At 58.7% G+C, this 26307-nt stretch carries 27 protein-coding genes; 6 read left to right on the top strand and 21 right to left on the bottom strand.

All coding sequences use genetic code 11. From position 1 onward, the window contains the following. Positions 1–243, bottom strand: a complete 243-nt coding sequence (gene nrdH / locus OJ965_RS06965) for a glutaredoxin-like protein NrdH (protein ID WP_009088556.1) — start codon at positions 241–243, stop codon at positions 1–3. Between the two features lie 298 nt (positions 244–541). Continuing rightward, entirely contained in the window at positions 542–859 is a 318-nt protein-coding gene (locus OJ965_RS06970; RefSeq protein WP_009088558.1) for a DUF883 family protein, read from the bottom strand. A 153-nt stretch (positions 860–1012) separates the two neighbouring features. On the opposite strand from OJ965_RS06970, the gene OJ965_RS06975 reads away from it, so the two are divergent. The 4 genes from OJ965_RS06975 to OJ965_RS06990 all read left to right on the top strand — a co-directional run bounded on the left by OJ965_RS06975 (position 1013) and on the right by OJ965_RS06990 (position 4324). Continuing rightward, positions 1013–1348 (top strand): DUF2002 family protein, encoded by a 336-nt coding sequence (locus tag OJ965_RS06975; RefSeq protein ID WP_009088560.1) that lies wholly within the window; start codon positions 1013–1015, stop codon positions 1346–1348. Between the two features lie 135 nt (positions 1349–1483). Next, complete coding sequence (gene mmuP, locus OJ965_RS06980; RefSeq protein WP_009088562.1) at positions 1484–2893, top strand: S-methylmethionine permease; 1410 nt, start codon at positions 1484–1486, stop codon at positions 2891–2893. After that, the gene (gene mmuM / locus OJ965_RS06985) at positions 2883–3818 is read left to right on the top strand and encodes a homocysteine S-methyltransferase (protein ID WP_265139260.1); all 936 of its coding nucleotides are present in this window, start codon (positions 2883–2885) and stop codon (positions 3816–3818) included. The genes mmuP and mmuM overlap by 11 nt, the downstream gene beginning before the upstream one ends. A gap of 86 nt (positions 3819–3904) precedes the next feature. Further along, positions 3905–4324 carry a hypothetical protein gene (locus OJ965_RS06990; RefSeq protein ID WP_009088566.1) on the top strand — a complete coding sequence of 140 codons (420 nt, stop codon included), beginning with the start codon at positions 3905–3907 and terminating at the stop codon, positions 4322–4324. On the opposite strand, the gene speG is transcribed toward OJ965_RS06990, so the two are convergent. The 6 genes from speG to OJ965_RS07020 all read right to left on the bottom strand — a co-directional run bounded on the left by speG (position 4325) and on the right by OJ965_RS07020 (position 9992). Then, a complete protein-coding gene (speG, locus tag OJ965_RS06995; protein ID WP_009088567.1) occupies positions 4325–4870 on the bottom strand; it encodes a spermidine N1-acetyltransferase in 546 nt (181 codons plus the stop codon). Between the two features lie 157 nt (positions 4871–5027). Continuing rightward, complete coding sequence (locus OJ965_RS07000) at positions 5028–5705, bottom strand: ABC transporter ATP-binding protein (protein ID WP_265138498.1); 678 nt, start codon at positions 5703–5705, stop codon at positions 5028–5030. Then, positions 5698–6528, bottom strand: a complete 831-nt coding sequence (locus OJ965_RS07005; RefSeq protein WP_265138499.1) for an ABC transporter ATP-binding protein — start codon at positions 6526–6528, stop codon at positions 5698–5700. Before OJ965_RS07005 ends, OJ965_RS07000 begins: the two co-directional genes overlap by 8 nt. Then, a complete protein-coding gene (locus OJ965_RS07010; protein WP_009088573.1) occupies positions 6518–7375 on the bottom strand; it encodes an ABC transporter permease in 858 nt (285 codons plus the stop codon). Before OJ965_RS07010 ends, OJ965_RS07005 begins: the two co-directional genes overlap by 11 nt. Further along, on the bottom strand, positions 7372–8424 hold the full coding sequence (locus OJ965_RS07015) for an ABC transporter permease (RefSeq protein ID WP_046102403.1): 1053 nt from the start codon (positions 8422–8424) through the stop codon (positions 7372–7374). The genes OJ965_RS07010 and OJ965_RS07015 overlap by 4 nt, the downstream gene beginning before the upstream one ends. After that, a complete protein-coding gene (locus tag OJ965_RS07020) occupies positions 8424–9992 on the bottom strand; it encodes an ABC transporter substrate-binding protein (RefSeq protein ID WP_058957963.1) in 1569 nt (522 codons plus the stop codon). Before OJ965_RS07020 ends, OJ965_RS07015 begins: the two co-directional genes overlap by 1 nt. Positions 9993–10649: 657 nt before the next feature. Here OJ965_RS07020 and mgtA point away from each other — a divergent pair. Both mgtA and mgtU read left to right on the top strand, forming a co-directional pair. Further along, positions 10650–13352 (top strand): magnesium-translocating P-type ATPase, encoded by a 2703-nt coding sequence (gene mgtA, locus OJ965_RS07025; RefSeq protein ID WP_265138501.1) that lies wholly within the window; start codon positions 10650–10652, stop codon positions 13350–13352. 10 nt (positions 13353–13362) lie between these two features. Beyond that, entirely contained in the window at positions 13363–13449 is an 87-nt protein-coding gene (gene mgtU, locus OJ965_RS21330; RefSeq protein WP_350769224.1) for a magnesium transporter protection protein MgtU, read from the top strand. Between the two features lie 58 nt (positions 13450–13507). Here mgtU and OJ965_RS07030 read toward each other — a convergent pair whose 3' ends face one another. The 13 genes from OJ965_RS07030 to OJ965_RS07090 all read right to left on the bottom strand — a co-directional run bounded on the left by OJ965_RS07030 (position 13508) and on the right by OJ965_RS07090 (position 26224). Beyond that, positions 13508–14362, bottom strand: coding sequence for a PA4780 family RIO1-like protein kinase (locus OJ965_RS07030; protein WP_009088581.1), 855 nt, complete (start codon positions 14360–14362; stop codon positions 13508–13510). Between the two features lie 332 nt (positions 14363–14694). Beyond that, positions 14695–15183 carry a cold-shock protein gene (locus OJ965_RS07035; protein ID WP_009088583.1) on the bottom strand — a complete coding sequence of 163 codons (489 nt, stop codon included), beginning with the start codon at positions 15181–15183 and terminating at the stop codon, positions 14695–14697. A 249-nt stretch (positions 15184–15432) separates the two neighbouring features. Beyond that, the gene (locus tag OJ965_RS07040; RefSeq protein ID WP_009088586.1) at positions 15433–15678 is read right to left on the bottom strand and encodes a YmjA family protein; all 246 of its coding nucleotides are present in this window, start codon (positions 15676–15678) and stop codon (positions 15433–15435) included. 138 nt (positions 15679–15816) lie between these two features. Further along, a complete protein-coding gene (locus tag OJ965_RS07045) occupies positions 15817–16779 on the bottom strand; it encodes a ribokinase (protein ID WP_009088588.1) in 963 nt (320 codons plus the stop codon). Further along, entirely contained in the window at positions 16776–17672 is an 897-nt protein-coding gene (gene alsK / locus OJ965_RS07050) for an allose kinase (protein ID WP_265138504.1), read from the bottom strand. The genes OJ965_RS07045 and alsK overlap by 4 nt, the downstream gene beginning before the upstream one ends. Continuing rightward, positions 17669–18361, bottom strand: a complete 693-nt coding sequence (gene alsE / locus OJ965_RS07055; protein WP_009088593.1) for a D-allulose 6-phosphate 3-epimerase — start codon at positions 18359–18361, stop codon at positions 17669–17671. Before alsE ends, alsK begins: the two co-directional genes overlap by 4 nt. Further along, positions 18361–19410, bottom strand: a complete 1050-nt coding sequence (locus OJ965_RS07060) for an ABC transporter permease (protein ID WP_046102429.1) — start codon at positions 19408–19410, stop codon at positions 18361–18363. The genes alsE and OJ965_RS07060 overlap by 1 nt, the downstream gene beginning before the upstream one ends. A 15-nt stretch (positions 19411–19425) precedes the next feature. Continuing rightward, a complete protein-coding gene (locus OJ965_RS07065) occupies positions 19426–20415 on the bottom strand; it encodes an ABC transporter permease (protein ID WP_046102397.1) in 990 nt (329 codons plus the stop codon). Further along, positions 20408–21913: a sugar ABC transporter ATP-binding protein gene (locus OJ965_RS07070; RefSeq protein WP_058957968.1), complete on the bottom strand. Its 1506-nt coding sequence runs from the start codon at positions 21911–21913 to the stop codon at positions 20408–20410. The genes OJ965_RS07065 and OJ965_RS07070 overlap by 8 nt, the downstream gene beginning before the upstream one ends. 1 nt (position 21914) lies before the next feature. Next, complete coding sequence (locus OJ965_RS07075) at positions 21915–22898, bottom strand: substrate-binding domain-containing protein (protein WP_265138507.1); 984 nt, start codon at positions 22896–22898, stop codon at positions 21915–21917. Between the two features lie 12 nt (positions 22899–22910). Then, positions 22911–23741 (bottom strand): DeoR/GlpR family DNA-binding transcription regulator, encoded by an 831-nt coding sequence (locus OJ965_RS07080; RefSeq protein ID WP_140923252.1) that lies wholly within the window; start codon positions 23739–23741, stop codon positions 22911–22913. Between the two features lie 441 nt (positions 23742–24182). Then, the gene (gene oxlT, locus OJ965_RS07085; RefSeq protein ID WP_265138508.1) at positions 24183–25439 is read right to left on the bottom strand and encodes an oxalate/formate MFS antiporter; all 1257 of its coding nucleotides are present in this window, start codon (positions 25437–25439) and stop codon (positions 24183–24185) included. A gap of 305 nt (positions 25440–25744) precedes the next feature. Next, entirely contained in the window at positions 25745–26224 is a 480-nt protein-coding gene (locus tag OJ965_RS07090; RefSeq protein ID WP_265138509.1) for a hypothetical protein, read from the bottom strand. Positions 26225–26307 lie beyond the last annotated feature (83 nt).

Below are 26307 nucleotides of genomic sequence, written 5' to 3' on the forward strand. Positions count from 1 at the left end.
TTATCCCCCGACAGCGGACAGGGTGCGCAGGGAGGCGATTTTGTCCGGGCGGAAGCCGCTCCAGTGATCGTTATCCGCCATCACCACCGGCACCTGGCGATAACCCAGGGATTTCAGGTTGTCGATCGCCTCGGGCTGGCTGTCGAGATTGATGAGCTGATAGGTCAGACCCTGACGGTCCATCGCACTCTTCGTGGCATTGCACTGGACACAGTTATCTTTAGTGTAAATAATAATGCGCATGATTCGTATTTCCCTCTGTATGCGGTTCGGGTGCCCGGCAATAACGCCACCCGCCTGATTTGCGGGCTTCACTCTGGCGGACATCGGGTGTCAGACTGATGGGTTAAATACTAGATGTAGGGGTTTTGGTGGTCAAGCCCACCAGATATAGGGTTTTATGATTTGCATTTGCGCAACACGACCAAAGCCAGCAGGCGTGCGCCCTGCGACGCGGAAAAAATCTTTTGTAAATTTTACGGGCCGGATGACGGGCAAAAAAAAGCCCCGCACGCGGCAGGGCTCAGAAGATTTTTCGCGCTTAGCGGCGTGAGGCCAGCAGGACACCCACCACGATACCGAAAGCGGCACCGATACCGACACCGTGCCACGGCTTATCATGTACATAGGTATCAACCTGTGCACCGGCATCACGGGCAACCTGGGTCACACGGTTGCTGCCACCATTCAGTTTAGAACGGGTCTGCTTCAGCAGTTTTTCTGCCTGACTGCGGGCAGAGTCCACTTCGTCTTTGGCATCACTGCCGTAAGATTTCAACAGCGCTTCCAGTGAATCGGCCAGTTCGTTAACGTCCTGATTGATATCAATGTCATCGTTTTTTACAGTGCGATTAAACATTTTTTGGCTCCCTTTGATTTAAAAACGTAATACTAGTGTAGACGACCTTGAGATAAACGAGACGCGGGAGGGGGCTTTAGGGAAAATTCCGAATGCCCGCTCTGTCATGCTGATGTAAGGTTGCGAAGCTTTTGAAAGAGGAGAGGATCGAGCATGTATTTACGACCAGATGAGGTAGCGCGCGTACTGGAAAAAGCGGGTTTCGAAATGGATCAGATTACCCCACGGGCCTATGGCTATCGCCGGGGGGAGAACTATGTCTATGTGAATCGCGAAGCGCGTATGGGGCGCATGGCATTAGTGATTCATCCGACCCTGAAAGAGAAGAGCCAGCCGTTCGCTGAGCCGGCGTCTGAAATGAAAACCTGCGATCACTACACCCAATTCCCTCTCTACCTGGCGGGTGATTCACAGGAACATTACGGCATCCCGCACGGATTCAGTTCCCGCATGGCGCTGGAACGCTACATTCAGAGCGTTTTCGGCTGAGGCATCAGGCCCCGCCGCGACGGGGCACTGACGCGCATGACCCCGCTCCCTGTTCTCCTGCCGTTGCAATTCCCGGCTGTGACGCGTATAAATTTGTCCCTTATAGATGTTTAGACGTCCATACGGATAAAATTGATGAGCGAACAGCCAACTTCCCCGCAGCAACAATTTAAACGCACCATGAAAGTCCGCCATCTGGTGATGTTATCGCTGGGCGGTGTCATCGGCACCGGCCTCTTTTTCAACACCGGCTATATCATCTCCACCACCGGGGCCGCAGGCACGCTGCTCGCCTACCTGATTGGGGCGCTGGTGGTGTGGCTGGTAATGGTCTGTCTGGGTGAACTGTCGGTGGCGATGCCGGAAACGGGCGCGTTCCACGTCTATGCGGCGCGCTATCTCAGTCCGGCGACCGGCTACACCGTGGCCTGGCTCTACTGGCTGACCTGGACGGTGGCGCTGGGCTCCAGCCTGACGGCGGCGGGCTTCTGTATGCAGTACTGGTTCCCGCAGGTGCCGGTGTGGGTCTGGTGCCTGGTATTCTGCTGCGCCATCTATCTGCTGAACGTGGTTTCTGCCCGCTTCTTCGCCGAAGGGGAGTTCTGGTTCTCGCTGATCAAGGTGGTCACCATCATCGCCTTTATCCTGCTCGGCGCGGCGGCGATGTTTGGCTTTATCCCGATGAAAGATGGCACGCCTGCACCCGGTCTGAGTAACCTCACGGCGCACGGCTGGCTGCCCAACGGCGTGCTGCCTATCCTGATGACCATGGTGGCGGTGAACTTTGCCTTCTCCGGCACCGAGCTGATCGGGATTGCCGCCGGTGAAACCCAGCAGCCGCAGAAGGTGCTGCCGCTGGCGATTCGCACCACGGTGGCCCGGTTGATCCTCTTTTTTATCGGTACGGTGCTGGTGCTGGCGGCGCTGATCCCGATGGATCAGGCCGGTATTGTGAAAAGCCCGTTTGTGCTGGTGTTTGAAAAGATCGGTGTGCCCTGGGCTGCGGACATCATCAACTTTGTGATCCTGACGGCCATTCTGTCAGCGGCCAACTCCGGCCTCTATGCGTCGGGACGTATGCTCTGGTCGCTGGCTAATGAGAACACGCTGCCACGCGCCTTTGCGAAGGTGAACCGGCGCGGCGTGCCGCTGCTGGCGCTGACCGTCAGCATGATCGGCGGCCTGCTGGCGCTGATCTCCAGTGTGGTCGCGCCTGACACGGTATTTGTGGCGCTGTCGGCCATCTCCGGCTTTGCAGTGGTGGCGGTCTGGCTCAGCATCTGTGCCTCACACTTTGTGTTCCGTCGCCGTCACCTTCAGCAGGGCAAATCGCTGGCCGATCTCGCCTACCGCGCGCCGCTCTATCCGCTGACGCCTGTCCTCGGCTTTCTGCTCTGCCTGCTGGCGTGCGTCGGCCTGGCGTTTGATCCGACACAGCGCATCGCCCTGTGGTGTGGCATCCCGTTTGTACTGTTCTGCTACGCCGCGTACCATCTGACCCACAAATCATCCCCGAAGCCTGAGGAGGCCAATGATGTCGTATAACCCTGTCGCGCAGGCTTTAACAGAGTCACCGCTGCTGATTCTGGATGGCGCGCTGGCCACCGAGCTGGAAGCGCGCGGCTGTCAGCTTGCCGATGCCTTGTGGTCGGCCAAAGTGCTGATGGAGGATCCTGAGCTGATCTATCAGGTGCACTACGACTACTTTGTGGCGGGTGCCCGCTGCGCCATCACCGCCAGCTACCAGGCGACCCCGCAGGGCTTTGCCACGCGTGGCCTGAGTGAGGATGAGTCCCTGGCGCTGATCGCCCGCAGTGTTGAACTGGCACAGCGCGCCCGTCACGACTATCTGGCGGTGCGGCCCGATGCGAAAACGCTGCTGGTGGCAGGCTCGGTGGGGCCTTATGGCGCTTTCCTGGCGGACGGGTCGGAGTATCGCGGGGATTATGCGCTGCCGGAAGCGGTGATGATGGCGTTCCACCGCCCGCGCGTGCAGGCGCTGCTGGCGGCAGGAGCCGATCTGCTGGCCTGTGAAACCCTGCCTTCCTTTGCCGAGGCGCAGGCGCTGGTGAAACTGCTGGCTGAGTTCCCTGACGCCCGCGCCTGGTTCTCGTTTACGCTGCGTGACGCCGGACACATCAGCGACGGCACGCCGCTGGCAGAGGTGGTGAGCTGGCTGAATCAGCAGCCACAGGTAGTAGCGCTGGGGGTGAACTGCGTGGCGCTGGAGAGCGTAACGCCCGCCCTGCAGCAGTTGCAGACCCTGACCGACAAACCGCTGGTGGTCTATCCCAACTCCGGCGAGCAGTATGATGCCGGCAGCAAAACCTGGCATTCTGCGCCGTCGGGCTGCACCCTGCATGACAAGCTGGCCGAGTGGCAACAGGCGGGTGCCCGGCTGATTGGCGGCTGCTGCCGCACCTCACCTGGCGACATCGCGGCCATCGCCCGCACTTGTCAACCGCAATAAGCTGCCGGAATCGGGCGATGATAGCCCGATTGAGGCGGAGAGGGGAGACTACACTCTGATCACTGATCACTCTGTGGACCCCCTCTATGAAACAGCGAATTCTGGCTCTGGCCGCCGCGCTGCTGCTCAGCGGCTGCGCCACCATTGTCGGCAATGAAACCCAACTGGTGCGCATTGACTCTCTGCCGCAGGGCGCGCGTTTTACCGTGCAGGATGAGCGCGGCTATGCGGTGGCGCAGGGTTTCACGCCCCAGACCGTTGAACTGGCCAAATCGACCGGCCGCTACTTCGGCAAAAAGCACTACCTGCTGATGCTGGAAAGTCCGGGCTACGTGCCGGTCACGGTGCCTATCGAAGCACGCGCTAACCTCTGGTATCTGCTGGGCAACATTCCGCTGGGCGGTTTCCCCGGCTGGCTGCTGGTCGACCCCTTCTACGGCGGCATGTATGACCTCAAGCCGGAACATCCGCGTCCCTTTATGAACCCGGTTGGCGCGCGCGGCTGATTACTGCGCGGTCGGCTTCACCATTCCGCCTGGCGTTTTGTGGCGTTCCAGATACTGATGCTGGAAAATGCACATGCGGATGGTGTTGCGATACTCACCGTTGATAAAGAACTCATGCTTCAGCACGCCTTCGATTTCGAAGCCGAGTTTGGTGTAGATGTGAATCGCCTTTTCATTCTCCTGATCCACAATCAGGTAGAGCTTGTAGAGATTCAGCACCGAGAAGCCGTAATCCATCGCCAGTTTCGCCGCCTGTGTGGCCAGCCCTTTGCCCTGATGGGCCGGATCGATGATGATCTGAAACTCGGCGCGGCGGTGCACATGGTTAATCTCAACCAGCTCCACCAGTCCCGCTTTCTGGCCGTCATGCTCCACCACAAAGCGACGTTCGGTCTGATCGTGAATGTGCTTGTTGTAGAGATCGGACAGCTCCACAAACGCCTCATAGGGCTCCTCGAACCAGTAGCGCATCACGCTGGCGTTGTTATCCAGCTGATGGACAAAATGCAGATCTTCCCGCTCCAGCGGACGCAGTTTTACCGTCATCGTCAGACTCCTTGTTAAAAACGTCGTCGCGAGTATACCGCAACGGCCGTGCGTGAGCAGGCGGGAAGCGCGAGCCGTGATGGCCGGGGAGACGATAAGGCGGGCAGAGGCGGAGCAGGAGAGGCCGGACAGCGGAGCGGTGCCGTCCGGCCGGCGATCAGGCGGTGATCTCTTCGATAATACGACCCTGCGCCATGCGCACGGCGCGATCGCACATGTGATCGATCACATCGGGATCGTGGCTGACCAGCACCATGGTCAGGCCATCCTGCCGTTTCAGATCGTGAAGCAGGTTGAGGATCTCCGCCTGCACGGACATATCCAGCGCCGACGTCGGCTCATCCAGCAGCAGGATCTTCGGCTGCAGCAGCAGGGCGCGCACGATGGCGACGCGCTGACGCTGACCACCCGAAAGCTGATGCGGATAGCGATCGGCCAGCGCCGGGTCCAGCCCGACGTGACGGAAACCCTGATCGATACGGTCGTTGATATTATCGCGTTTCAGCAGCTTCAGCGGCTCCGCCAGCGTGCGGCGCAGACGATGCCGCGGATGCAGCGAGGCATAAGGATCCTGAAACACCATTTGCACTTCCTGTCGCAGCGCGCCGGTGAAGGCTTTGCCGGGCTGGACCTGATGACCGGCAAGCTGCATCTGACCCTGCCAGTGCGGGTTCAGCCCCGCCAGCACCCACAGCAGCGACGACTTGCCGCAGCCGGACGGGCCGACCAGGCCAAAGCACTCACCCGCTCTGACCGTGAGGTTAACCTCATGCACCACGGTGCGCAGCTCGTAGCCCTGCTTGTGGGCGACGCTTAAATTCGCAAGCTCAATCATGATTCGCCTCCAGTGCAGCGCGGTCCAGCACCGGTAACGCCTGGCCGTGGGTCGCCTTGCCCGGCCGGCAGGCCCACAGCGTGCGGGTGTAGGGGTGGGTCGCGCGGGGCAGGTCAGCGGCAGGCAGCGTATCGAGCAGCCGGCCCTTGTACATCACCATCACCCGTTCGCAGTGTTCCGACACCTGCTGCAGGTCGTGGCTGATCAGCAGCAGACCCATGTTGCGTGCCTCCACCAGACCGCGGATCAGCGCCAGCACCTGATCGCGCATCGCATGATCCAGCGCGGAGGTGGGTTCATCGGCAATCAGGAAGTCGGGATCGGTGATCAGGGCGATAGCCAGCATCACGCGCTGGCCCATGCCGCCCGAGAGCTGATGCGGGTAGTGCTGCATCAGGCGACGCGGGTCGGGCAGGCCGACCGCATCCAGCATCTCACACACCTTCTCTTTGCGCTCGGCACGGCTCAGGCGGCGATGCAGGATCAGCGGCTCCTCCACCTGCCAGCCGATGGTGCGCGTCGGGTTCAGGGCATATTTCGGGTCCTGCATCACCATCGCCACGCGGTTACCGCGCAGCTTGCTCCAGTGGCGCTCACTCAGCGTCAGCGCATTTTCGCCTGCGACCTGCAGCTGGCTGGCCTGCAGATGCAGCGCCGGAGAGAGTAAGCCCATCAGGCTGCGGGCAGTCAGGGACTTACCGGAACCGGACTCACCGACCAGCGCCACGCGTTCGCGGCCCACGGAAAAGGTGATGTTATCGACCAGCAGCGCATCATCGCTGCGAATGGTCAGCCCCTCAGCAGAGAGCAGATTATTTTGCATGACGGGTATCCAGTCGGTCGCGCAGGCCATCGCCTGTCAGGTTAAAGGCCAGGCTGGCAAACAGAATCGCCGCGCCCGGTGCGGCAGCTACCCACCACTGATCGAAGATCACTTTACTGCCTTCTGCCACCATCGACCCCCATTCTGCCGTCGGCGGCTGAACGCCCATGCCCAGGAAACCGAGTCCGGCAGCGGCCAGAATAATTCCGCCGAGGCTCAGCGCGGCGCGCACCACGGCGGTCGGCAGGCAGAGCGGCAGAATGTGACCAAACATCAGGCGAAAGCCGGTAATGCCCTGCATCCGCGCGGCGGCCAGGTAGTCGCTGCGGCGCAGCGCCAGGGTTTCCGCGCGCGCCTGGCGGGCAAACGGCGGCCAGCTGGTCAGCGCCAGCGCCAGCGCGCCGTTCATCAGGCCGGGGCCGAGAATCGCCACCAGTGCCAGCGCGATGACCAGGTTCGGCAGCGACAGGAAGATATCGGTAATGCGCATCAGCACGCGCTCCGTCCAGCCGCCCACATACCCGGCGGTGATGCCGATCAGCAGCCCGGCCGGAATGGTCAGCACCAGAATCAGCGACACCAGCAGCAGGGTAGGGCGCGCGCCATAAATCACGCGCGACAACAGATCGCGGCCAAAGCCGTCGGTGCCGAACCAGTGCTGCGCCGAAGGCGGCAGCAGGCGGCTCGACATGGTCTGCAGGTTGGGATCGAACGGCGCAATCAGCGGGGCTAACAGCGCCATCAGGATCAGGATCGCCACCAGCGTCAGCCCAACGGTTAACGAGGTAACGCGTTGACGGCGACGGCGTGGTCGCAGCGTTTCGAGTTCAGAGAGTTGTTGCGTCATCGGGTTCTCGGATCGGTTAACCAGGTTAAAACATCCGCCAGGGTGTTAATCAGAATAAAGCAGCCGCCGATTAACAGGGTTGAGCCCAGAATCGCCGGCACGTCGCCGGAGAAGAGCGCGTTGGTCATATAGCGGCCCACACCCGGCCAGGCGAAGACGGTTTCGGTCAGCACCGAGCCTTCCAGCAGCGTGGCGTAGGAGAGGGCGATAACCGTCACCAGCGTCCCCAGCACGTTGGGGAAGATGTGACGCAGCAGGATGCGCACCCGACCCGCGCCTTTGGCTCGCGCCAGCACCACATACTCTTTGCTGCTCTCTTCCAGCAGCGCGGCACGCAGCAGGCGGGTAATGCCCGCCATCGCCAGCAGGCCCAGAATCACCACCGGCAGCCAGAGGTGCGCAATCGCGTTGCGGAACATCTCCGGTTCACCCGACAGCCAGCTGTCGATCAGCACAAAGCCGGTTTTCGGCTCCAGGGTATAGACCCAGATGTCATCCAGCCGTCCCGGTCCGGCAGACCAGTGCAGCACCGCATAAAAGAGCAGCAGACCCAGCAGGCCGAGCCAGAACACCGGCACCGAGTAGCCGAGCAGGGAGATAAAGCGGGCGAGGTTGTCGATCCAGCTGCCCGGTTTCCAGGCCGCCAGCAGCGCCAGCGTAACACCGAAGATAACCGCGAAGATCATCGCACAGGTGGCCAGTTCGATGGTGGCCGGGAAGGTGGACATCAGGTCGCTGCTCACCGACTGATTCGTCAGGCGGGAGACACCGAGGTCGCCCTGCGCCAGATGTTCAATGTAGCGCCAGAACTGTGTCAGCACCGGCTGGTCAAGACCGAGATCGTGACGCACCTGCGCATAGGTCGCTTCACTGGCGTGATCGCCCGCAATCTGCTGCACCGGATCGATCGGTGAGAGATGCGACAGCATAAAGGTAAAGGCGAGCAGGCCGAGCAGCGTCACCAGCAGCGACAGCACGCTGCCGAGCAGACGCCCGCCCCGCTGCCAAAAAAGCCGGGCGAACCCGGCTGAAGGAACAGACTGAGCCATTACTTGGTGACCTGCGAGTAATACACCATGTCAGGGTTGATGCCCTGGACATAGCCTTTCAGGTTGTCGCGCAGGGCGATCAGGTTCTTCGCCTGCATCCCAATCACGTAAGGTGAGTTCTTCATCACTTCACGCTGCATCGCTTCATACAGTGCCACCCGTTTTTTCGGATCGCTTTCGGCGGTCGCCGCAATCACCTGCTTGTTCAGCTCAGGAATGTGCCAGTCTGAACGGTAAGCAATGGTTTTGCTGCCATCTTCCGGATTGTAGGCAAAGGAGGCGGCATTGGTGTTGGGATCAAAATAGTCGGAGCCCCAGGCGTTCAGCGTCGCTTCATACTTATGCGCTTTCACGTTGGTGGAGACTTCGGAGCTCAGGCCCGGCACCACTTCGACTTTCACGCCGCCTTTGGCGAAGCTGCCCTGCAGCGCCTGCGCGATATCCAGATAAGGCGGCTGGTTGCTGGTGGAGAGCTTAAAGGTCACATTGGTCAGGCCCGCTTTCTTCAGAATCGCTTTGGCTTTTTCCGGATCGTAGCTGTAAGGCGTGTCGTTGATCGCGCCCAGGAAGCCTTTGGGCAGGAAGGACTGGTGCACGTCGAACTGGCCTTTCAGCAGCTCATTGGCGATGCCTTTGTAATCCCACAGGTAGCGCGCCGCTTCCCAGAAGGCCGGGTTCTTCAGCGTGTCGTTCGCGCCGATGTTGAACTGGATATAGTAGAGCGACGCCATCGGGATCGCTTCGGTCTTCACGCCCGCTTTGCCGTTCAGCGCGGCGATCTGGTCAGCCCCCAGGTTACGGGCGATATCCGCATCACCCTGTTCCAGCAGCAGACGACGCGCGGCCGGTTCCGGCACGTTTTTGATCAGGATGTTTTTCATTTTGGGTGCGCCCGCCGGTGAGGTCGGGTTAGCACTCAGCAGCACCACCTGATGCATGACCACTTTACGGATCTGATACGGGCCGCTGCCCGCAGAGTGGGTGGCCAGCCAGGCGTTACCGAAGTCGCCATTTTTCTGGTTCGCCATCGCGGTTTTCTCATCGACGATTGAGGAGACCGGCGCGGAGAGCAGGCTCAGAACGTAGGTCGGGCTGACGTTGGCGGTCCAGCTAATCTGCACATGGTTGTCATCGACCTTTTTCAGGAAGCCATCGACGTTATCTTTGGTCCAGCCGAGCTGCGTCAGAATGAAAGAGGGGTCCAGGTTCAGTTTGACCACGCGGCCCAGCGAGAAGATCACATCTTCCGGGCGTACAGGGTTGCCGGTAGAGAACTTCGCATCTTTGCGCAGTTCAAAGGTCAGACTGCGGTTGTCGCTGCCAGGCTGCCAGGCGGTCGCCAGCGTCGGCTTCAGATCCACCGGGTTCTGCGGGTCAGACTGGACCAGGCGCTGATAGATGTTGGTGAAGGCCTGAACGCTGGTCAGTTCAAAGCCTTTTGCCGGGTCAAAGCTGTCTGCATCGTCTGTGGACTGCGCGATGACCAGCGTATCTTTGGGGGTGGCGGCCTGGGCTGTGAAGGAGGCAGCCAGCGTCAGCGCCAGCAGTGATGGAATTATAGTTTTCATGAAATTTCCTTGCCTTAGAAAGTTACGCGAGTTTACGAAAGGGCCGATGTGAAGAATAGTCGAATATGGGCTAATCATATGCCTTAAAGTTATAAGCGATGGGTTGTGGTTATAACAGCGTAACGGCGCTGTTAGCGAAGCGGCAGGCTGAGCAGAAACAGAACCTCAACGAAGCGGTTATTTCCCGCGAAACGGCTTTACCACAATCCTGCTCTTCTTATAATAGCGGCATCTCACTACTGGAGTATTCCGTTGGACAGTCACCCTGAATTAACGATTATTCTGGCAAGCTGAATTTTCTCTGCTGCTTGCCAACCGGCGAGCAGCGATCCCCCGTTTTAATTCCCGATCGCGCTCCTTAATAATTTCCCGTTGCCTGTGGGAGTGCGCGTTATGCTGCTGTTTATCTTAGCCCTTTTTCCTCCGCCTCGTCTGGCGTAGCTCAGGCTGCGCCCGACCGCTGATATCAGACCCGGATTACGCTGTGTTTAAACAGCGTCACGCTTCGCTGCGCGCGACATTGTTTTCTGCGCCGTCAGAAACGCGTGTTCATTTCTCAGGGTCGCCTCATTAAATAACCCGGCTACGCCAGGTTTTATCCATGCACGTTATTTTGCGTGCAGGACAACCATTGCTTTAAAACAGGGAGATGTCGAAATGAGCGACATGAAACTGGAACAGGCTGCCATCCTCGCCTCCGGCAACCGCAACGATAAAAAAAGTAAAAAAACATTTGCCGTGACCCGGCAGGCAGGGCAGCACGTTGAGATGACTCTGGCGAACCTGCGCACGCATCGCCAGGGGCTGACCCAGGCTGAAGCGGCGAAACGCCTGGCCACCTATGGCCGCAATGAAGTGGCCCATGAGAAAGCGCCACCGGCGCTGGTGCAGCTGCTGATGGCGTTTAACAACCCGTTTATCTATGTTCTGCTGGTCCTGGCGCTGGTCAGCCTGTTTACCGACTACATACTGCCGCTGCGCGCCGGTCAGGAGACCGATCTCTCCGGAGTGATCATCATCTGCACGATGGTGACGCTGAGTGGCCTGCTGCGTTTCTGGCAGGAGTTCCGCACCAACCGCGCGGCGCAGGCACTGCAGTCTCTGGTGCGCAGCCAGGTTACCGTGCTGCGGCGCGAGGTGGGCAGTGAAACCGCACAGCGTCAGGATGTGGATATGAGCGAACTGGTGCCGGGCGATATTATTCTGCTCAGCACCGGCGATCAGGTGCCCGCGGATGTCCGGCTGCTGAGTTCACGCAATCTGTTCATCAGCGAAGCGGTGCTGACCGGAGAGTCTCTGCCGGTGGAGAAACAGAGCCTGGATGCCGGTATCGACGCCCATGACCGAACCGATCAGGAGCTGCTGGCGTCAGCCAACATCTGCCTGATGGGCACCAGCGTGGCCAGCGGCACCGCCAGTGCCGTGGTGGTGGCGACCGGTGGCGACACCTGGTTTGGCTCACTGGCCTCCTCGCTGACCGGCAGCCGTCCGCAGACCGCTTTTGATCGCGGCGTTAACAGCGTCAGTAAATTGCTGATCCGCTTTATGCTGGTGATGGTGCCGGTGGTGCTGCTGATCAACGGCTTTACCAAAGGCGACTGGATGGATGCGACGCTGTTTGCGCTGGCGGTGGCGGTCGGGCTGACCCCGGAAATGCTGCCGATGATTGTCAGCGCCAACCTGGCAAAAGGCGCCATTGCGATGTCACGCCGCAAAGTGATCGTTAAAAAGCTTAACGCCATTCAGAACCTCGGTGCGATGGATGTGCTCTGCACCGACAAAACCGGCACGCTGACCCAGGACACCATTCTGCTGGCGCATCATCTGGATACCCGGGGCGCGGAGGATGCGGAGGTGCTGCTGCTGGCCTGGCTCAACAGCGGCAGCCAGAGTGGCGCAAAAAACCTGATGGATCGCGCCGTGCTCTGCGCCGGAGACAAGGTTATTTCACAGACCCGGCGCAGCCAGTATCAGCTGATCGATGAGGTGCCATTCGATTTTACCCGCCGTCGCGTTTCGGTGCTGGTGGAAGATCTGGCGCAGCATCGCTCACAGCTGATCTGCAAAGGGGCGGTGGAAGAGATGCTGGCGGTGAGCATCGCCGTCCGGCAGGGCGATGAAGTCGTCGCACTGGATGCGGCACAGCGCGAGGCGCTGCTGGCGCAGACCGAACGCTACCATCAGCAGGGCTATCGGGTGCTGCTGGTGGCGACCCGTGATGATGAGCTGCATGCGCCGCTCAGCGAAAGTGATGAGCGCGAACTGGTTATCCAGGGAATGCTGACCTTCCGCGATCCACCGAAAGCCAGCGCCGGCAAGGCGATTAAAGCCCTGCGCGACAGCGGCGTGGCGGTGAAAGTGCTGACCGGGGATAACCCTCTGGTGACGCAGCGGGTCTGTGCCGATGTCGGGCTGACCGATCCGGCGATGCTGACCGGCGAACAGATTGAGGCGATGGACGACACGCAGCTGGCGCAGGAGGCGGAACGCTGCACCCTGTTTGCCAAGCTGACGCCGCTGCAGAAATCACGTCTGGTGCGCCTGCTGCAGCAGAACGGCCATACCGTCGGGTTTCTGGGCGATGGCATCAACGACGCGCCTGCGCTGCGGACGGCCGACACCGGGATTTCCGTAGACAGCGCGGCGGATGTGGCGAAAGCCTCGTCAGACATCATCCTGCTGGAGAAAGATCTGCAGGTGCTGAACGAGGGGGTATTAAAGGGACGTGAGACCTTTGGCAACATCATCAAGTATCTCAACATGACCGCCAGCTCGAACTTCGGCAACGTTTTCTCGCTGCTGGTCGCCAGTGCCTTTATTCCGTTTCTGCCGATGCTGTCGATTCATCTGCTGATTCAGAATCTGATGTATGACGTCTCCCAGCTGGCGCTGCCGTGGGACAAGGTTGACCGTGAGTTCCTGAACAAGCCGCGCAAATGGGATGCCGGCAACATCAAACGCTTTATGTTGTGGATGGGGCCAACCTCGTCGATTTTTGATATCACCACCTTTGCGCTGATGTGGTTTGTCTTCAGCGCGAACCATGCGGGCGTGCAGTCACTGTTCCAGTCCGGCTGGTTTATTGAGGGACTACTGTCGCAGACGCTGGTGGTGCATATGCTGCGTACCCGGAAGATTCCGTTTATCCAGAGTCGCGCCACCTTGCCGGTGATGCTGACGACGCTGGCGATTATGGCGCTGGGCATCCTGATTCCGTTCTCACCGCTGGGCGCGATGGTCGGACTGGTGCCACTGCCCTGGCAATATTTCCCCTGGCTGGTGCTGACGCTGTTCAGCTACTGCCTGGTGGCGCAGGGCATGAAACGTCTCTACATCCGTCGTTTCGGTCAGTGGTTCTGAGGAGGGGAAGATGAAAAAAAGCAGGCTGGATCGCGTTTTTGTCAGCGTCATGATTATCGGCGTCACCCTGATTGCGCTGACGGTCCTGGTACGGTGACAAAAGGAAGAGCGTGCGGCAGCGAGGTGACTCGCTGCCGTTTTTACTGGCGGGGCACCTATTCCTGGTCGCGCTCCCGGCTGGCACGCTGACGCTCGTAATACTCATCTTCAGCGGTGATGATCTCATCCAGCAGGGAATCCATATCCACGTCACGCTCCTCTTCCACAAACTGGCCGGTGAGCGTCGTTTCCGGGGTTAACTTACCCTCTTCATAGAGCTGCCAGATCTCGCCGGCATAGCGCGTCTTTAACAGCTGCGGGGCGAACTGCCCGTAGTAGGCGGTGATGTTATTCACGTCACGCGCGAACATCGACTCCGCATGGTTGTTGGCCGCCGCATCCACCGCCTGAGGCAGGTCGATGATCACCGGTCCCTGATCATCCAGCAGGACGTTGAACTCCGACAGGTCACCATGAACGATACCGGCACAGAGCATGCGAACGATGTTGCGGATCATGGTGTTAAAATCGGTGATCGCCTCCTCTTCGGAGAGCGTTACGTCGCTGAGGCGCGGCGCGACCGAACCATTGGCGTCGGTGACCAGCTCCATCAGCAATACCCCGTCGATGCAGAGATAGGGCTGAGGCACGCGCACACCGGCGTTAGCCAGGCGAAACAGGGCGTCGACTTCGGCGGTCTGCCAGGACTCTTCCTGCTGCTTACGGCCAAACTTTGAGCCTTTCTGCATGGCGCGGGCGTTACGGCTGTTACGGGTTTTCCGGCCTTCCTGATACTGAACCGCCTGCTTAAAGCTGCGCTGGGTAGCCTCTTTATAGACTTTGGCGCACTGCACTTTGTCACCGCAAAGCACGGTGTAGACGTCTGCTTCCTTGCCGCTTTTCAGGCGCTGCAGCACATCGTCAATCAGGCCGTCATCGACCAGGGGCTGAATTCTGTTTGGGATTTTCATGCGGCTTTATACCTTATTTCACCCGCTTTTCGTATCAATTTGCGCTGATGGAAAACCTGAGCCATGCGTGAACAAAGTCTGTAATTCTACCCTGGAAAACGCTTCAGGGGGATGATCCTTGCCTGACCCGCGTTTCTGACCGGTTTTTTTCCGCAGGCCGTCAGAGGGTGGCGTGATGAAGCAGAAGGGGACACGTGCGGCCCCGTGGCGCAACAGAGAAACCTATGGAGCATGGCGTCAGATGCGCAGCGACGGGACGGGTTCAGGGAGAGAGGGGCAGCGGGCCGGTATCCTGGTGCGGCGGCGCACAGGCATCCGGCCCTGCGGCGGGGTTACTTCAGGGACTTGAGCACTTTGACCGTGCTTTCAATGTCGATCTCATCTTCGGAGAAGATCAGCGTCGAGCCCTGGAAAGTGGTGACCGCCAGCTTTTTCAGCGAGCGCATCTCACCCGGTTTCGCGTCCGATTTAGGCCGGATGTTATTCAGCAGCAGACCTACTGAGAGCACCGCGTTCTCTTTGTCGATACCGGTATCCGCTGGCACTTCTTCGCTGTAGACCAGGTAAGACTTGATCGAGGTGATTTTCAGCCGCTCGCCCGCGATGAAGATATATTTACTCTCCGGGGCCACCTTCACCGCATAGGCGGATAAGCCTTTGTTGTTGGTGGTTGGCTCAAACGTTACCGCCGCATCTTTCTTAATCAGATCAGGATTGGCGACCTTAATCACATGAAAATAGCGGTTATCGCCGTTTTCATCTTTGATAAAGCCGAATCCTTTATCTTTGAACCAGGTTGTGATTGTTCCGTTCATCGCCATTTTTCTTGCCTGCTTACTCTGCTCAGTTTTTACAGCGCGCAGTGTAAAACACAATGCCTGCGCAGACTATATCAGTCTGGACGATAATTTTCCGGCATGCCAGGGACGGCGGCGGGGTTAAAAGCGGGGCGGAAAAGGGGAAGGCGGGGATATCAGGCTGTCCGGCGCCGTGCTCGGCAGCGGAGCTATCGGGGAGGCGGACCAGACGGGCTGGCGGAAAGCGCAGGCCCGCCTGAGGGTCAATCGCCGTTACTCATTGCCCCAGCGGTTCAGGAATTCAGCGATATCATCAATACGCTGCTCGTCGATGCCCGCTTCACGCGCCATCTCCTGCTGCGACGCTTCACTGATCTCCTCGTTGTTCATTAAACGGGTGATCAGCAGCTGGAAGTAGTGCGCCAGCGGGGTGCGTTCCGCTTCGTCCACCGGCTTCGCGGACTCGGTCGCATACTCATCGGCGACATCGTAATACTTAAGAGGGATTTCGTTGGTCATAATGGGGTCCGCTGGATTAACGTCGGTTCAGAGGCTGCCAGGGGGCCTGGCGTGTGGCGCTATTATTTCGTGTCTGGACGGGGGCTGTAAAGGGGGAGAGGCGGCAGATGACACTGCCGCGTAATCGGGCTGCCTGCATCAGGCGGTGATACTCTCAATTGGCTCGACAAGACACTCCGGGTGCGCCTGCAGGCGTGCCAGCGCCTCGGCATAGGAGGGCATGGAGTCGGCCGCGCCAGCACGCTCGACACAGAGGGAGGCAAATGCCGCAGCAAAGCGCGCCGCCTGCGGCAGGTCATCGCCCGAAGCGAGCCGGGCGGCCAGCGCGCCATTGAATGCGTCTCCCGCACCGGTGGTATCGCGCGGCTGCGCCGGGAAGAGCGGAATGCGCTGTTGCTCCGCAGGCGTTGACAGCAGCGCTCCGGCGATGCCCAGCGTGATGATCACCTGACGCGCCCCTTTGCGATGCAGCACCGCGGCGGCGCGGCGGGCGCTGTCGAAATCGGTGACGGTCACGCCGCTGAGCTGGGTCGCCTCGGTGCTGTTGGGCGTCAGCAGATCGATCTTTGCCAGCAGCGCATCGCTGACTTTCTGCCAGGGGGCCGGATTGAGGATCACAAAGGTGCCGCTGGCTCGGGCGTTATCGATCATGCGCTGGATGGCGCTGAGGTTATTTTCGAGCTGCACCAGCAGGATATCTGCGGCGGCTACCGTCGGCTGACAGCGCGTCACCTCTGCGGCCGTCACGGTGGTATTGGCGCCGGGATAAACCGAAATCATATTTTCCGCATCATCGCCTGCAACATAGATCAGGGCGTTACCGGTGGGCTTCTCCTTACAGGTAAACAGCGTAATGGCGTCAAAGCCGGTTTTCTCCAGATGACGACGTGCAAAGAGGCCGAAATCGTCGTTACCCACTTTCCCGATGTAGTGCACCCGCGCACCTGCGCGCAGCGCCGCCGTGGCCTGATTTGCTCCTTTTCCGCCCGCACCCATCATGCTGTGGTGCGCCGTCAGCGACTCACCCGGTAGCGGAAAGCGACGCATCACGGCGACCACATCGAGATTAAAAGAGCCGAACACACACACTTTTCCTTTCATCCTGCGCTCCTGAACAGGCGTTCGGCGGCGAGACAGGCACCGCGACAGCCCGTGTAGTCGGTTGAGTGGCTGAAAACAATCTTCAGGTTTTCGCGTGTGACCGGTGGCCGCAGATGCTGCTGGATCTGGCTGCGCAGCAGGGCCAGCGGAAAATCAGCCATCGCCAGCACGCCGCCGCCAAGGATCAGATATTCCGGGTCGAGTATATTCATCTCGGTGGCAATCAGCTGCGCCAGACGTCGCACAAACGCCTGAAGTTCCGGTTGCTCCCCGTGGCGGGTAAACAGCGCGGCGATAGGCGTGTCGGCGGCGTTCAGAGCGGCCCAGTGACTCAGCCAGTGGCCCGAGGTCAGGGTTTCCGCACAGCCGCGATTGCCGCACGGGCAGGGGAGGTCGTTTCCGGCGACGGGCACGTGGCCCAGTTCCCCTGCACCACCATGCTCGCCGTGATAAAAGTGGCCATTCAGCCACAGGCTGTTGCCCATCCCGGTGCCGGGATAGAGGCCCACGGCGTTAGCCGGCAGCTGCTCCAGCTGCAGCAGATCCCACAGCATCAGATGGTTCACATCTTTGTCCATCGCGACCGGCACGCCGAGTTGCGCCGCCAGACGCGCCGCCACCGGCTGATGATCCAGCGCCTGAATAAAAGGCAGCGAGATCACCTGTTTCCTGTCGCGGCTGAGGATGCCGGGCAGCCCCAGCATGATGCCACTGACCGGCTGCTGCTCCAGCGTTTCATCAATGAGCTGTGCCAGGGCCTGCAGCGCATCGGGCTGCTGCGCCCAGCTGGTGGTGGGCACCTTGCGAAAGCTGCTCCAGATGCCCCCCTCTTCCATCAGCTGCAGCCGGGTACCGGTGCCGCCGATATCGATACCGAGCCAGCGTGATCTCATGCGGACACCTTCGCCAGCCCCTGGGCCTCATCAATGCTGTCGCGCATCATCTCCCACGCGGTGGCTAAATCGTCGTGGATATTGAACAGGCCGGAGGTGCCGACAATCAGCACTTCCGCGCCTGCGCCGATCAGCTGGTGATAGGTGCGGGTGTTGCAGGAGCCGTCGATCTCGATCAGATAGTGGAAGCCATGCTGCTCCTTCAGCGCTTTCAGCTCACGCACCTTTTCCACCATTTCCGGAATAAAGGGCTGTCCGGCGTAGCCGGGGTCGACCGTCATCACGGTGATCTTATCAAGCAGATGGATATAGTGCTGAAGGTATGACACCGGCGTCGCCGGATTCAGCACCACGCCCACCTTTTTGTCGAAGCTGCGGATCAGGTTAATGACGCGAAACGCATCGCGATTGATGGTCTCCGCGTGCGGACAGATATAGTCAGCGCCCGCTCTGGCGACCGCCTCGATAAAGTCGGTTGGCTCTTCCACCATCAGATGCACGTCGATCGCCACGCGGGTAAAAGGACGGATCTGCTCAATAAAGAAGGGAGAGAGCGTGATGTTCTTAACGTAGTGACCATCCATGATATCCACATGAAGAAAGTCAGCGCGCGAGTCGAGGATCTGCAGCTGGTGCTTGATCTCCATCAGGTTCATACACATCAGTGACGGGGAGATTTGAGTACGCATCATACTTCCTTCTTTTCAGTCAGAGGATTAAGCACCGCGGCCAGCCTGCTGAGCTTTACGGCACGGTGTTCGTTGAATCGGGTTTTGAATTGTTTGAAGGCGAGAACCACAATCAGCACCGCGCCCCACATGGCCAGGCTGACGTGCTGGCTGATATTCATCAGATTGAAACCGGTGGAGAGCACCTGCAGCGCAATCAGCGCCAGCACCACGCCGGTCACACGGCCGAAGCCCCCGTTGGGATCGGTGCCGCCGAGAATAATGGCCAGCACCGTCAGCAGCAGATAGGCGTCGCCGTAGCCCATACGGGCGGAGTTGAAGCGCGCCATCATGATCAGCCCCGCCAGCACGCAGAGCAGGCTGGAGATCACATAGACCAGCATCACCATGCGATGGGTGTTGATCCCGCTGAACCAGGTGGCGTTGATGTTGCTGCCGCCCATATAGATGCATTTACCGGCGCGGGTTTTACCGAGGAACAGCGCCAGCAGCGCGGCGGCGACCAGGAACACCCAGAGCGGCAGCGGCATACCCAGCAGCGTGTCAGCTCCCAGCGCCTGCACCACCGGCGGCATGCCGCTGACGGCCGCGCCGTGGGTCAGCCAGATCCCGATGCCGTTCAGCGTCATCATCGTCGCCAGCGTCACCAGAATCGGATGTGCGCCGATCCGCGTCACCATCAGCCCCGTCACTACGCCGATCGCGGCCGCGATCAGCATGGCGCCAAGGATGGCGATAAAGAGCCATAGCAGCTGCAGCGCCATTCCGGCACCGGCGGGCAGGGCGCTCATCAGCGTCCAGGCGATAAACAGCGCCGTGAGGTTGGCGGTCGCGATAATGGCGAGGTTCAGGCCGCCGCTGAGGATGGCGATAAACATCGCCAGCGTCAGTAAACCGAGTTCCGGCAGCTGAAACGCCATACTCATAAAGGTGGAGTCGGTCAGGAAGCGCCCCGGCAGCATCACCGTGAAGGTGGCCAGCGCCAGCGCAATCAGCAGCATCAGGCCGATGTTGGTCCCGTCGGGTCGCAATGCAGTCAGTGATTTCATTATCAGTGCCCTCGGTCACACAAAACTGACGTCAGTTTCTTTGCGTTTTTTGTAGTGGGTCACGGCGATCGCAATCATGATGACGCCGCCTACCACGATATTCATGAAGTAGTTCGAGACGCCGACCAGGTTGAGGCCGTTCTTGAGAATGGCGATCAGGAAGACCCCCATCAGCGTGCCGCTCACCGTCCCTTTGCCTCCCATCAGGCTGGCACCGCCCAGCACCGTGGCGGCCAGCACGTCCAGCTCGCCGCCAACCAGCGCGTTGGGCACCACCTCGCCCATGCGATAGACCTGCACCAGCCCGCCGATGGCCGCCATCGCGCCCAGCCAGCCGTAAGCGAATACGTGAATCAGGCCGACGCGGATACCGATACGGCGGGCCGACTCTGCATCGCCGCCAACGGCGTAGAGCTGGCGTCCAAGGTTGGTTTTGTTCAGCAGTAGCGCGGTGACAGCGGCGATCAGCAGCATGGTGACCAGCGGCAGCCCGACCTGGAAGCTCTCACCCTGCCAGCTGAACGGCAGCACGTTGCGCAGCGTGATCCACCACTCCGGCAGCGAGTAGAGGCTGCGGCCGCCGGTAACCCACATCAGCAACCCGAACAGCAGCGACTGCATGCTGATGGTGATGATGATGGAGACCACCCGCAGCGTGGTGATCAGCAGGGCATTGACCACCCCGAACAGCGTGCCGCACATCACCGCCAGCAGAATGCTGAGCAGCGCATTGTCGAACTGGAACTGTACAAACAGCGACGCCAGCAGGTACTGCACCACCGAGGCGACGGCCGCAAACGAGATATCGATCCCGCCGGTGACCAGCACCACAAACAGGCCCAGCGCAAAGATGCCGGTAACGGCGTAGCTCTCCGCCAGATCCAGCAGATTCTGCATGGTGAGAAACTGGTCGCTGGCGAGCGAGAAAAACAGAATGAACGCCAGCAGCACCCAGGCGAGCCAGCCCTGACTGGAGTGCGGACGGAAACGGGAAAAGTCAGGCATTGATCACCTCCGCCAGCTGCTGCTGTTCGACGCTATCGGGTTGATATTCGGCATGGATCGTGCCATCGCGGAAGTGCAGGATCCGATCGCAGTTGTACCAGACCTCCGGCACCTCATCGGAGATGAGGATGATCGACAGACCCTCTTTCGCCAGCTCATGGATCAGCTGATAGATGCTGGCCTTGGCACCCACATCGACGCCGACGGTGGGGGAGTCGAGGATCAGAATGCGCGGCTGGGTCAGCACCCATTTCGCCAGCACAATTTTCTGCTGGTTACCGCCGGAGAGGGTGGAGATAGCGAGATTCGGATCGGCGACGCGCACGCCAAGCTGCTGGATCCACTGCAGAATCAGCTTGTTTTTACGGTACTCATCGATCAGGTGAAAGCGGTTCTGCAGCTTGTCGAGGATCGGCAGCACCATGTTGTCCGCCACCGACTGCTGCTGCACCAAGCCCAGCGTCAGCCGATCCTCCGAGACGTAGCCGATGCCCGCTTTGATCGCATCTTCATGGCCGCGAAAGCGCACCGGCTTGCTGTCGAGCCAGATCTTGCCGCTGTCGGGACGGGTCATGCCGAACAGCGACAGCGCCAGCTCGGTACGGCCGGAACCGAGCAGCCCGCACAGTCCGAGCACCTCACCTTCATAGAGTTTAAAATTGACGTCGTGATACTGACCGGCGCGGGTTAACGACTCGATCTCCAGAATGGCGCGATCGCTGTTGCGCGTCGGGGCTTTCAGCTGATAGTCGAGTTTCAGGCCGGTCATCAGCTCTGTCAGATGGTGCGGCGTCATCTCCCGCGCAGGCCAGCAGCCCATTTTGCGTCCGTCGCGGATCACCGTTACGCGGTCGGAGATCTCCAGCACCTCATCCAGCCTGTGGCTGACAAACACCACGCAGATGTTCTTATCTTTCAGGTAGCGCACGGTACGCAGCAGCTGATTGACCTCAGTGCGGGTCAGCGAGGCAGTCGGCTCATCCATGATCACCAGCCGCGCATCGGCGACCAGCGCACGGCAGATCGCCACCTGCTGACGCTGCGCGATAGAGAGCGCCGCGACTTTCTCATCCAGATCGAGATCGAACTTCAGTTCGGTAATGATAGTGCGCGCGCTCTCCCGCAGACGTGCGCGGTGGTGCCAGCGCAGCAGGCCGTTGAGGTTATGCTCGAAGGCGATGTTCTCTGCCACGCTGAGGTTGGGGAACAGCGAGAGATCCTGATAAATCACCTGGATACCGAAGTCGCGCGCCTGCCGGGTAGTGAGGCGCGGCAGCGTCGGACCGTCGCCCAGCGTGATGCGGCTGCCGCTGTCCGGGGCGTGCACCCCGGAGATAACTTTGATCAGAGTGCTCTTGCCACAGCCGTTGGTACCCGCAAGGCAGTGCACTTCGCCTGCCCGCAGAGTCAGGGAGATATCGCTGAGTGCGCGGTTACCACCAAATGTTTTCGACAGATTCCCGAGCGCAATCAGTGTCTGTGGAGTGACCTCTTGCATATCAGAGCCCCATTTTTACCAGTTTTGGCAGGTTGGCTTTATCCAGACTTTCGGTGCTGTTACCCAGAATGGTGTGGGTGGCTTCATCCACTTTGACTTTGCCCAGCCCTTCAATCGTCATGCCATCGGTGATCGGCTCCTTCTTCTGCATCATGTCGGCGATGCGGACAAAGACTTCGCCCGCGGTCTCCGGATTCCAGATGAAGCCCCCTTTGATGGCGTTACGCTGCACCAGCGAGGCACCCTGGCCCGGACTGAAAGAGCCAATGACGCAGACCTGGTCGATTTTTTTACGGTTCATCACCGCACGCCCGGCGCCGATAGGCCCCTGTGAACCAAACGCCAGGATCCCTTTCAGATCGGGATATTTGGACATCAGCTCATTGGTGGTACGGATAGAGTCATCCAGCGATTCGCCGACGCCAAACTTGTCGGTGACCAGCTGCATTCTGGGATAGTGTTCTTTCTGATAAGTGAGCGCGGCGTCGGTCCACTGCTGATGCAGAGGCACCGTCAGGCTGCCGACGTACATGGCATATTTGCCTTCGTCGTGCATGCAGCTCGCCAGCGCTTTCATGTGGTTGATGCCGTGAGTGGTCGCATCGACCAGTTCGAAGTCCCAGTTGGCCCCCTGCTGGCCGGGTGACTCATGGGTAATCACTTCGATACCGGCGTCACGGGCCCGTTTCAGCACCGGCTCCAGCACTTTCGGGTCGTTGGGCACCACGCCGATGATATCGACTTTCTGCGCAATCAAATCTTCAATGGCGCGCACCTGAAGCGCCGGGTCCGCGGCGGTCGGCCCCACCATCCACGCATCGATACCGCGTTTAGCCGCTTCACTTTTAATGCCCGTCTCCATGGCATTGAACCAGGGAATACCGCCTATTTTGACCACAATACCCATACGTAATTTATCTGCGGCCTGCGCACCTGAGGCGGCAAACAGGGCAAGCAGAGAGCAGGCGATAAGATGTTTTTTCATACAGACTCCGGATTAATTTTTAATTAGCTGCATGGATTGATAACGCTGAGAACAGACGATGACGTTGACACCATTCCATGCCAGTTCCTGTTCAAGCTCTTTATCTTTTAACTGGTCGGTAATAAGAAAATCGACATCACGGTAGTGACAGATTCGGGCAAAAGAGGGGCGCAGAAATTTACTGCCATCCATTAAAAGATGTTTTCTTTCTGCGGCCAGCAGCATCTGTTGTTTCAGGTGCGCATTATTCTCATTGCCTTCGCGTAAATATCCGTCGTTGCCCAGACTGCTACAGGAAAAAAAGATTTTATTAATCTGAAATTCACGCAGTGGCTGCTCGGCCACCACGCCGTGAAAATCTTCATCGCGATCGGAATATTCCCCACCCAGGCAGATCGTGCGGATACTGCCGCGCGCCGCCAGCGTCTGCACGATACGCAGCGAATTGGTTAATACCGTTAACTCAATGTCCGGCAGCTGCCGCGCCAGATACCAGCAGGTGGTGCTGCTATCCAGCAGGATGCAGTCGCCGGGGCTGATAAAGTCGAGCGCACGCTTGGCAATGATCATTTTTTCATCGGCGTGCTCATTAATTCGCTGCCGGAAGGATAATTCGTTCTCTTTAGCGATTCTGTTATTTCCCGGCGAGCCGGTGCTTTGTTTTTTTATCAGCACAGCGCCGCCGTGGCTGCGCTGTAATAAGCCGCGCTTTTCCAGCTGACTTAAATCCCGGCGAATGGTTTCCTGTGAAACCTGACACAGCGTGACCAGTTCTGAGACAATTACCCGGCCATTAATATTAATCTCATTAATAATTCTTTGCTGTCTTTCAATCGGCAACATACTTTTCCTCCGATGGAGATAAATTACTGGAAGCGAACATGGGAAAATGTGGACTGGGCAGGAGTCCACGTGGGCAAATAGTGACGCCCTTTATTAAGTGATGAAGTCGAAATAAAACATGCAAAGCCATGCAATTAATTGCAGTTGAAAGTGATTCCTCTCACATATTTTCGCGCTGAGGGCCGGTAAAAACAAAATACCGGCTGAACAGACTATACCGCTATTACGGGGAAGGCATGACTGTTTGTGACCGTTTATGTGGGTTTGACCGTTTAAGCTTACGCTTTAACGTTTTCATGAAGGGAACAGGTCCATCTGACAGCGGGCGGAGGGTGAGAGTCGTACGGCGATTCCGGGCATGGTGAGGGATGGCGCTGCTTTTCTGGCCGGGACTTCGGGTCCCGGCTGTACACTTTATATTCTGCGTCGCCAGCGGCAGACTTACCGGCGCATAAAGCGTGCCCGCCACGGCTTGAGAACCCATAACGCCAGCCCGGCCGTGATGAAGTCGAAGGTAATCGCGCAGCCAAAGACCAGGTGCCAGTTATGGGTGTGCTGATACATCAGCGCCGCCAGCGGGCCGCCAAAGATCGAGCCTATGCCCTGAGAGATATAGAGCCAGCCATAGTTGGCTGAGGCATTTTCACTGCCGAAGGTGTCGGTGAGTGTGGAGGGAAAAAGCGAGAAGATTTCACCCCAGCCAAAGAAGACGACGCCTGAGAGCAGAACGAACAGCAACGGATCTTCACGGCACGCCAGCCACAGCGTCATCGCCACGCCCTCCAGTGCGAAGGCAATAAACATGGTGTTTTCACGCCCATAGCGGTCGGAGATAAAACCAAACAGCGGTCGCGTTAATCCGTTGGTGAAACGATCGATGGTCAGCGCCAGAGGCAGCGCGGCCATACCGAAAATGACCGCCTTGCTGATGCCAAAGTCTTCGGCAAAAATCGCCATCTGCGACGTCACCATCAGACCCGAGGTCGACATCATCGTCATCATCATAAACATCAGCCAGAACAGCGGCTGACGCAGCATTTCCCCGGATTTAAACTGGCGCTGACTCACTACGGGTGCGGATGGTGTGCTGACCGGCGTCATCATGCTGGTGCCGGGCAGCCTTAAGTTCTGACTGGCGAGAAGACCCACCGCGGCGAAGAGCAGGCCAAAAACCGTCATTGTCTGTTCAAGACCGTAGCTGTTGAGAGAGATGGAGATGGGGAAGGTGGTAAAAATTGCGCCCATGCCGTAGCCCGCCGCCACGGTTCCGGCGGCAAAACCGCGCTGCTGTGGAAACCATTTCATCACCAGCCCCACGACGCCGATATAAACAATCCCCGTGCCCAGTCCGCCGAGGCAGCCATAAACCAGATAAAGTGCGGCCAGGCTATCGACCCGGGCGGCGATGACCCAGCTGAAGCCGGCCATCACCGTACCAATCGAGATCAGCAGACGCGGGCCAAAACGCTCCACCAGCCGACCCTGAAAGGGTGAGAAAAAGGTCTGCAGAATAATCAGCACTGAGAACGTAACCTGCAGTTCCGCCAGCCCGACGCCGAGTCTGGCCATCATCGGTTTGGTCAGCAGCGTCCAGACGTACTGCGGGCTGGAAATGGCTGCCATGCAGATTAAGCCAAGCAGAAGCTGTACCCACTTGCTGTGTTTCGCTATTACCACTGGTTCGCTAATTGAGGTCATGGCTCTCTCCGGAAGTACGTTCTGTTATACAGCCAGATTCCACCCGCTCTGTATGCCACTCTTATGGCGTCGCAGATATCCGGACGGTTAACGGCTGATACCAAATCTTTAAGATCATCATCCCTGGGGAACGACGTGACTGGAGAAGTTTGCAGGAAGTGTGCCAATCCAAAAACTCTTCAAAATCAGGGGTTAAAAGGGATGGCAAAGTGATAAGTGTGATGCAGTGCAAAATATGAGTGCGCTGAGTTGGTGCGCAGGAAAGGGATAAGCGCGGGGTAGGGGAGCTGTAGATCAGGGACTGGTTACCGGCTGCCGTCAGCCCTGGCTGGCGCAGGGGTGGCGGTGATAGCAATGTATTTTCTTAATCCCACTGGACGGCTTACACCAGGAGGATCGGTAAAGGGTAATCTCAGAGAGGGAGTTGGCAGCACGTGCACAGTCCATGTCGTATTTCCAATAAAGCTAAAGCTCACAGAATTTTCATTCACATTCAAATTCGCGAAGGTGCCAGTAACATAATGACCACCGAGAGAAAGGCGTTCAATAATTCCAGATTCAATATCTATATAAAATATATTAAGGCTTTCTTCGTAAACGATATCGTCGGTGGTAAAGAGTAAAAACCGTTTATCGGACACTCTGACAGCAGCTTCGAGTTCTTTTCCGAAAACAATAATGCCCGTGTTTTTATCTTCAAGACATATTTCGCACTGGGTTTCGCTGAGCCTTTGGGCTTCCTTTACGACAGAGAGCGAAATCTTGTCAATTAGCTTCATGTTCATTTCTAAACCTTCCCATTTCTCATGTTGTCACTTTCTACCTGGAGAGAAAGCCTCCTGAGTGTTTCAGGGATGGCTGATACAGG

The sequence above is a fragment of the Pantoea anthophila genome, assembly GCF_026104315.1.
Lineage (GTDB): Bacteria > Pseudomonadota > Gammaproteobacteria > Enterobacterales > Enterobacteriaceae > Pantoea > Pantoea anthophila.

Excerpts from the sequence above, each read along its gene's own strand:
- OJ965_RS07045 (WP_009088588.1), bottom strand. The coding sequence starts at position 16,779 with ATGAAAGGAAAAGTGTGTGTGTTCGGCTCTTTTAATCTCGATGTGGTC.
- mmuM (WP_265139260.1), top strand. The coding sequence starts at position 2,883 with ATGTCGTATAACCCTGTCGCGCAGGCTTTAACAGAGTCACCGCTGCTG.
- alsE (WP_009088593.1), bottom strand. The coding sequence starts at position 18,361 with ATGCGTACTCAAATCTCCCCGTCACTGATGTGTATGAACCTGATGGAG.
- mgtU (WP_350769224.1), top strand. The coding sequence starts at position 13,363 with ATGAAAAAAAGCAGGCTGGATCGCGTTTTTGTCAGCGTCATGATTATC.
- speG (WP_009088567.1), bottom strand. The coding sequence starts at position 4,870 with ATGACGGTAAAACTGCGTCCGCTGGAGCGGGAAGATCTGCATTTTGTC.
- OJ965_RS06990 (WP_009088566.1), top strand. The coding sequence starts at position 3,905 with ATGAAACAGCGAATTCTGGCTCTGGCCGCCGCGCTGCTGCTCAGCGGC.
- OJ965_RS07065 (WP_046102397.1), bottom strand. The coding sequence starts at position 20,415 with ATGCCTGACTTTTCCCGTTTCCGTCCGCACTCCAGTCAGGGCTGGCTC.
- mgtA (WP_265138501.1), top strand. The coding sequence starts at position 10,650 with ATGAGCGACATGAAACTGGAACAGGCTGCCATCCTCGCCTCCGGCAAC.
- oxlT (WP_265138508.1), bottom strand. The coding sequence starts at position 25,439 with ATGACCTCAATTAGCGAACCAGTGGTAATAGCGAAACACAGCAAGTGG.
- mmuP (WP_009088562.1), top strand. The coding sequence starts at position 1,484 with ATGAGCGAACAGCCAACTTCCCCGCAGCAACAATTTAAACGCACCATG.
- OJ965_RS07060 (WP_046102429.1), bottom strand. The coding sequence starts at position 19,410 with ATGAAATCACTGACTGCATTGCGACCCGACGGGACCAACATCGGCCTG.
- OJ965_RS07090 (WP_265138509.1), bottom strand. The coding sequence starts at position 26,224 with ATGAACATGAAGCTAATTGACAAGATTTCGCTCTCTGTCGTAAAGGAA.
- OJ965_RS06970 (WP_009088558.1), bottom strand. The coding sequence starts at position 859 with ATGTTTAATCGCACTGTAAAAAACGATGACATTGATATCAATCAGGAC.
- OJ965_RS07020 (WP_058957963.1), bottom strand. The coding sequence starts at position 9,992 with ATGAAAACTATAATTCCATCACTGCTGGCGCTGACGCTGGCTGCCTCC.
- OJ965_RS07010 (WP_009088573.1), bottom strand. The coding sequence starts at position 7,375 with ATGACGCAACAACTCTCTGAACTCGAAACGCTGCGACCACGCCGTCGC.
- OJ965_RS07070 (WP_058957968.1), bottom strand. The coding sequence starts at position 21,913 with ATGCAAGAGGTCACTCCACAGACACTGATTGCGCTCGGGAATCTGTCG.
- OJ965_RS07015 (WP_046102403.1), bottom strand. The coding sequence starts at position 8,424 with ATGGCTCAGTCTGTTCCTTCAGCCGGGTTCGCCCGGCTTTTTTGGCAG.
- OJ965_RS07005 (WP_265138499.1), bottom strand. The coding sequence starts at position 6,528 with ATGCAAAATAATCTGCTCTCTGCTGAGGGGCTGACCATTCGCAGCGAT.
- OJ965_RS07000 (WP_265138498.1), bottom strand. The coding sequence starts at position 5,705 with ATGATTGAGCTTGCGAATTTAAGCGTCGCCCACAAGCAGGGCTACGAG.
- nrdH (WP_009088556.1), bottom strand. The coding sequence starts at position 243 with ATGCGCATTATTATTTACACTAAAGATAACTGTGTCCAGTGCAATGCC.
- OJ965_RS06975 (WP_009088560.1), top strand. The coding sequence starts at position 1,013 with ATGTATTTACGACCAGATGAGGTAGCGCGCGTACTGGAAAAAGCGGGT.
- OJ965_RS07030 (WP_009088581.1), bottom strand. The coding sequence starts at position 14,362 with ATGAAAATCCCAAACAGAATTCAGCCCCTGGTCGATGACGGCCTGATT.
- alsK (WP_265138504.1), bottom strand. The coding sequence starts at position 17,672 with ATGAGATCACGCTGGCTCGGTATCGATATCGGCGGCACCGGTACCCGG.
- OJ965_RS07080 (WP_140923252.1), bottom strand. The coding sequence starts at position 23,741 with ATGTTGCCGATTGAAAGACAGCAAAGAATTATTAATGAGATTAATATT.
- OJ965_RS07075 (WP_265138507.1), bottom strand. The coding sequence starts at position 22,898 with ATGAAAAAACATCTTATCGCCTGCTCTCTGCTTGCCCTGTTTGCCGCC.
- OJ965_RS07035 (WP_009088583.1), bottom strand. The coding sequence starts at position 15,183 with ATGGCGATGAACGGAACAATCACAACCTGGTTCAAAGATAAAGGATTC.
- OJ965_RS07040 (WP_009088586.1), bottom strand. The coding sequence starts at position 15,678 with ATGACCAACGAAATCCCTCTTAAGTATTACGATGTCGCCGATGAGTAT.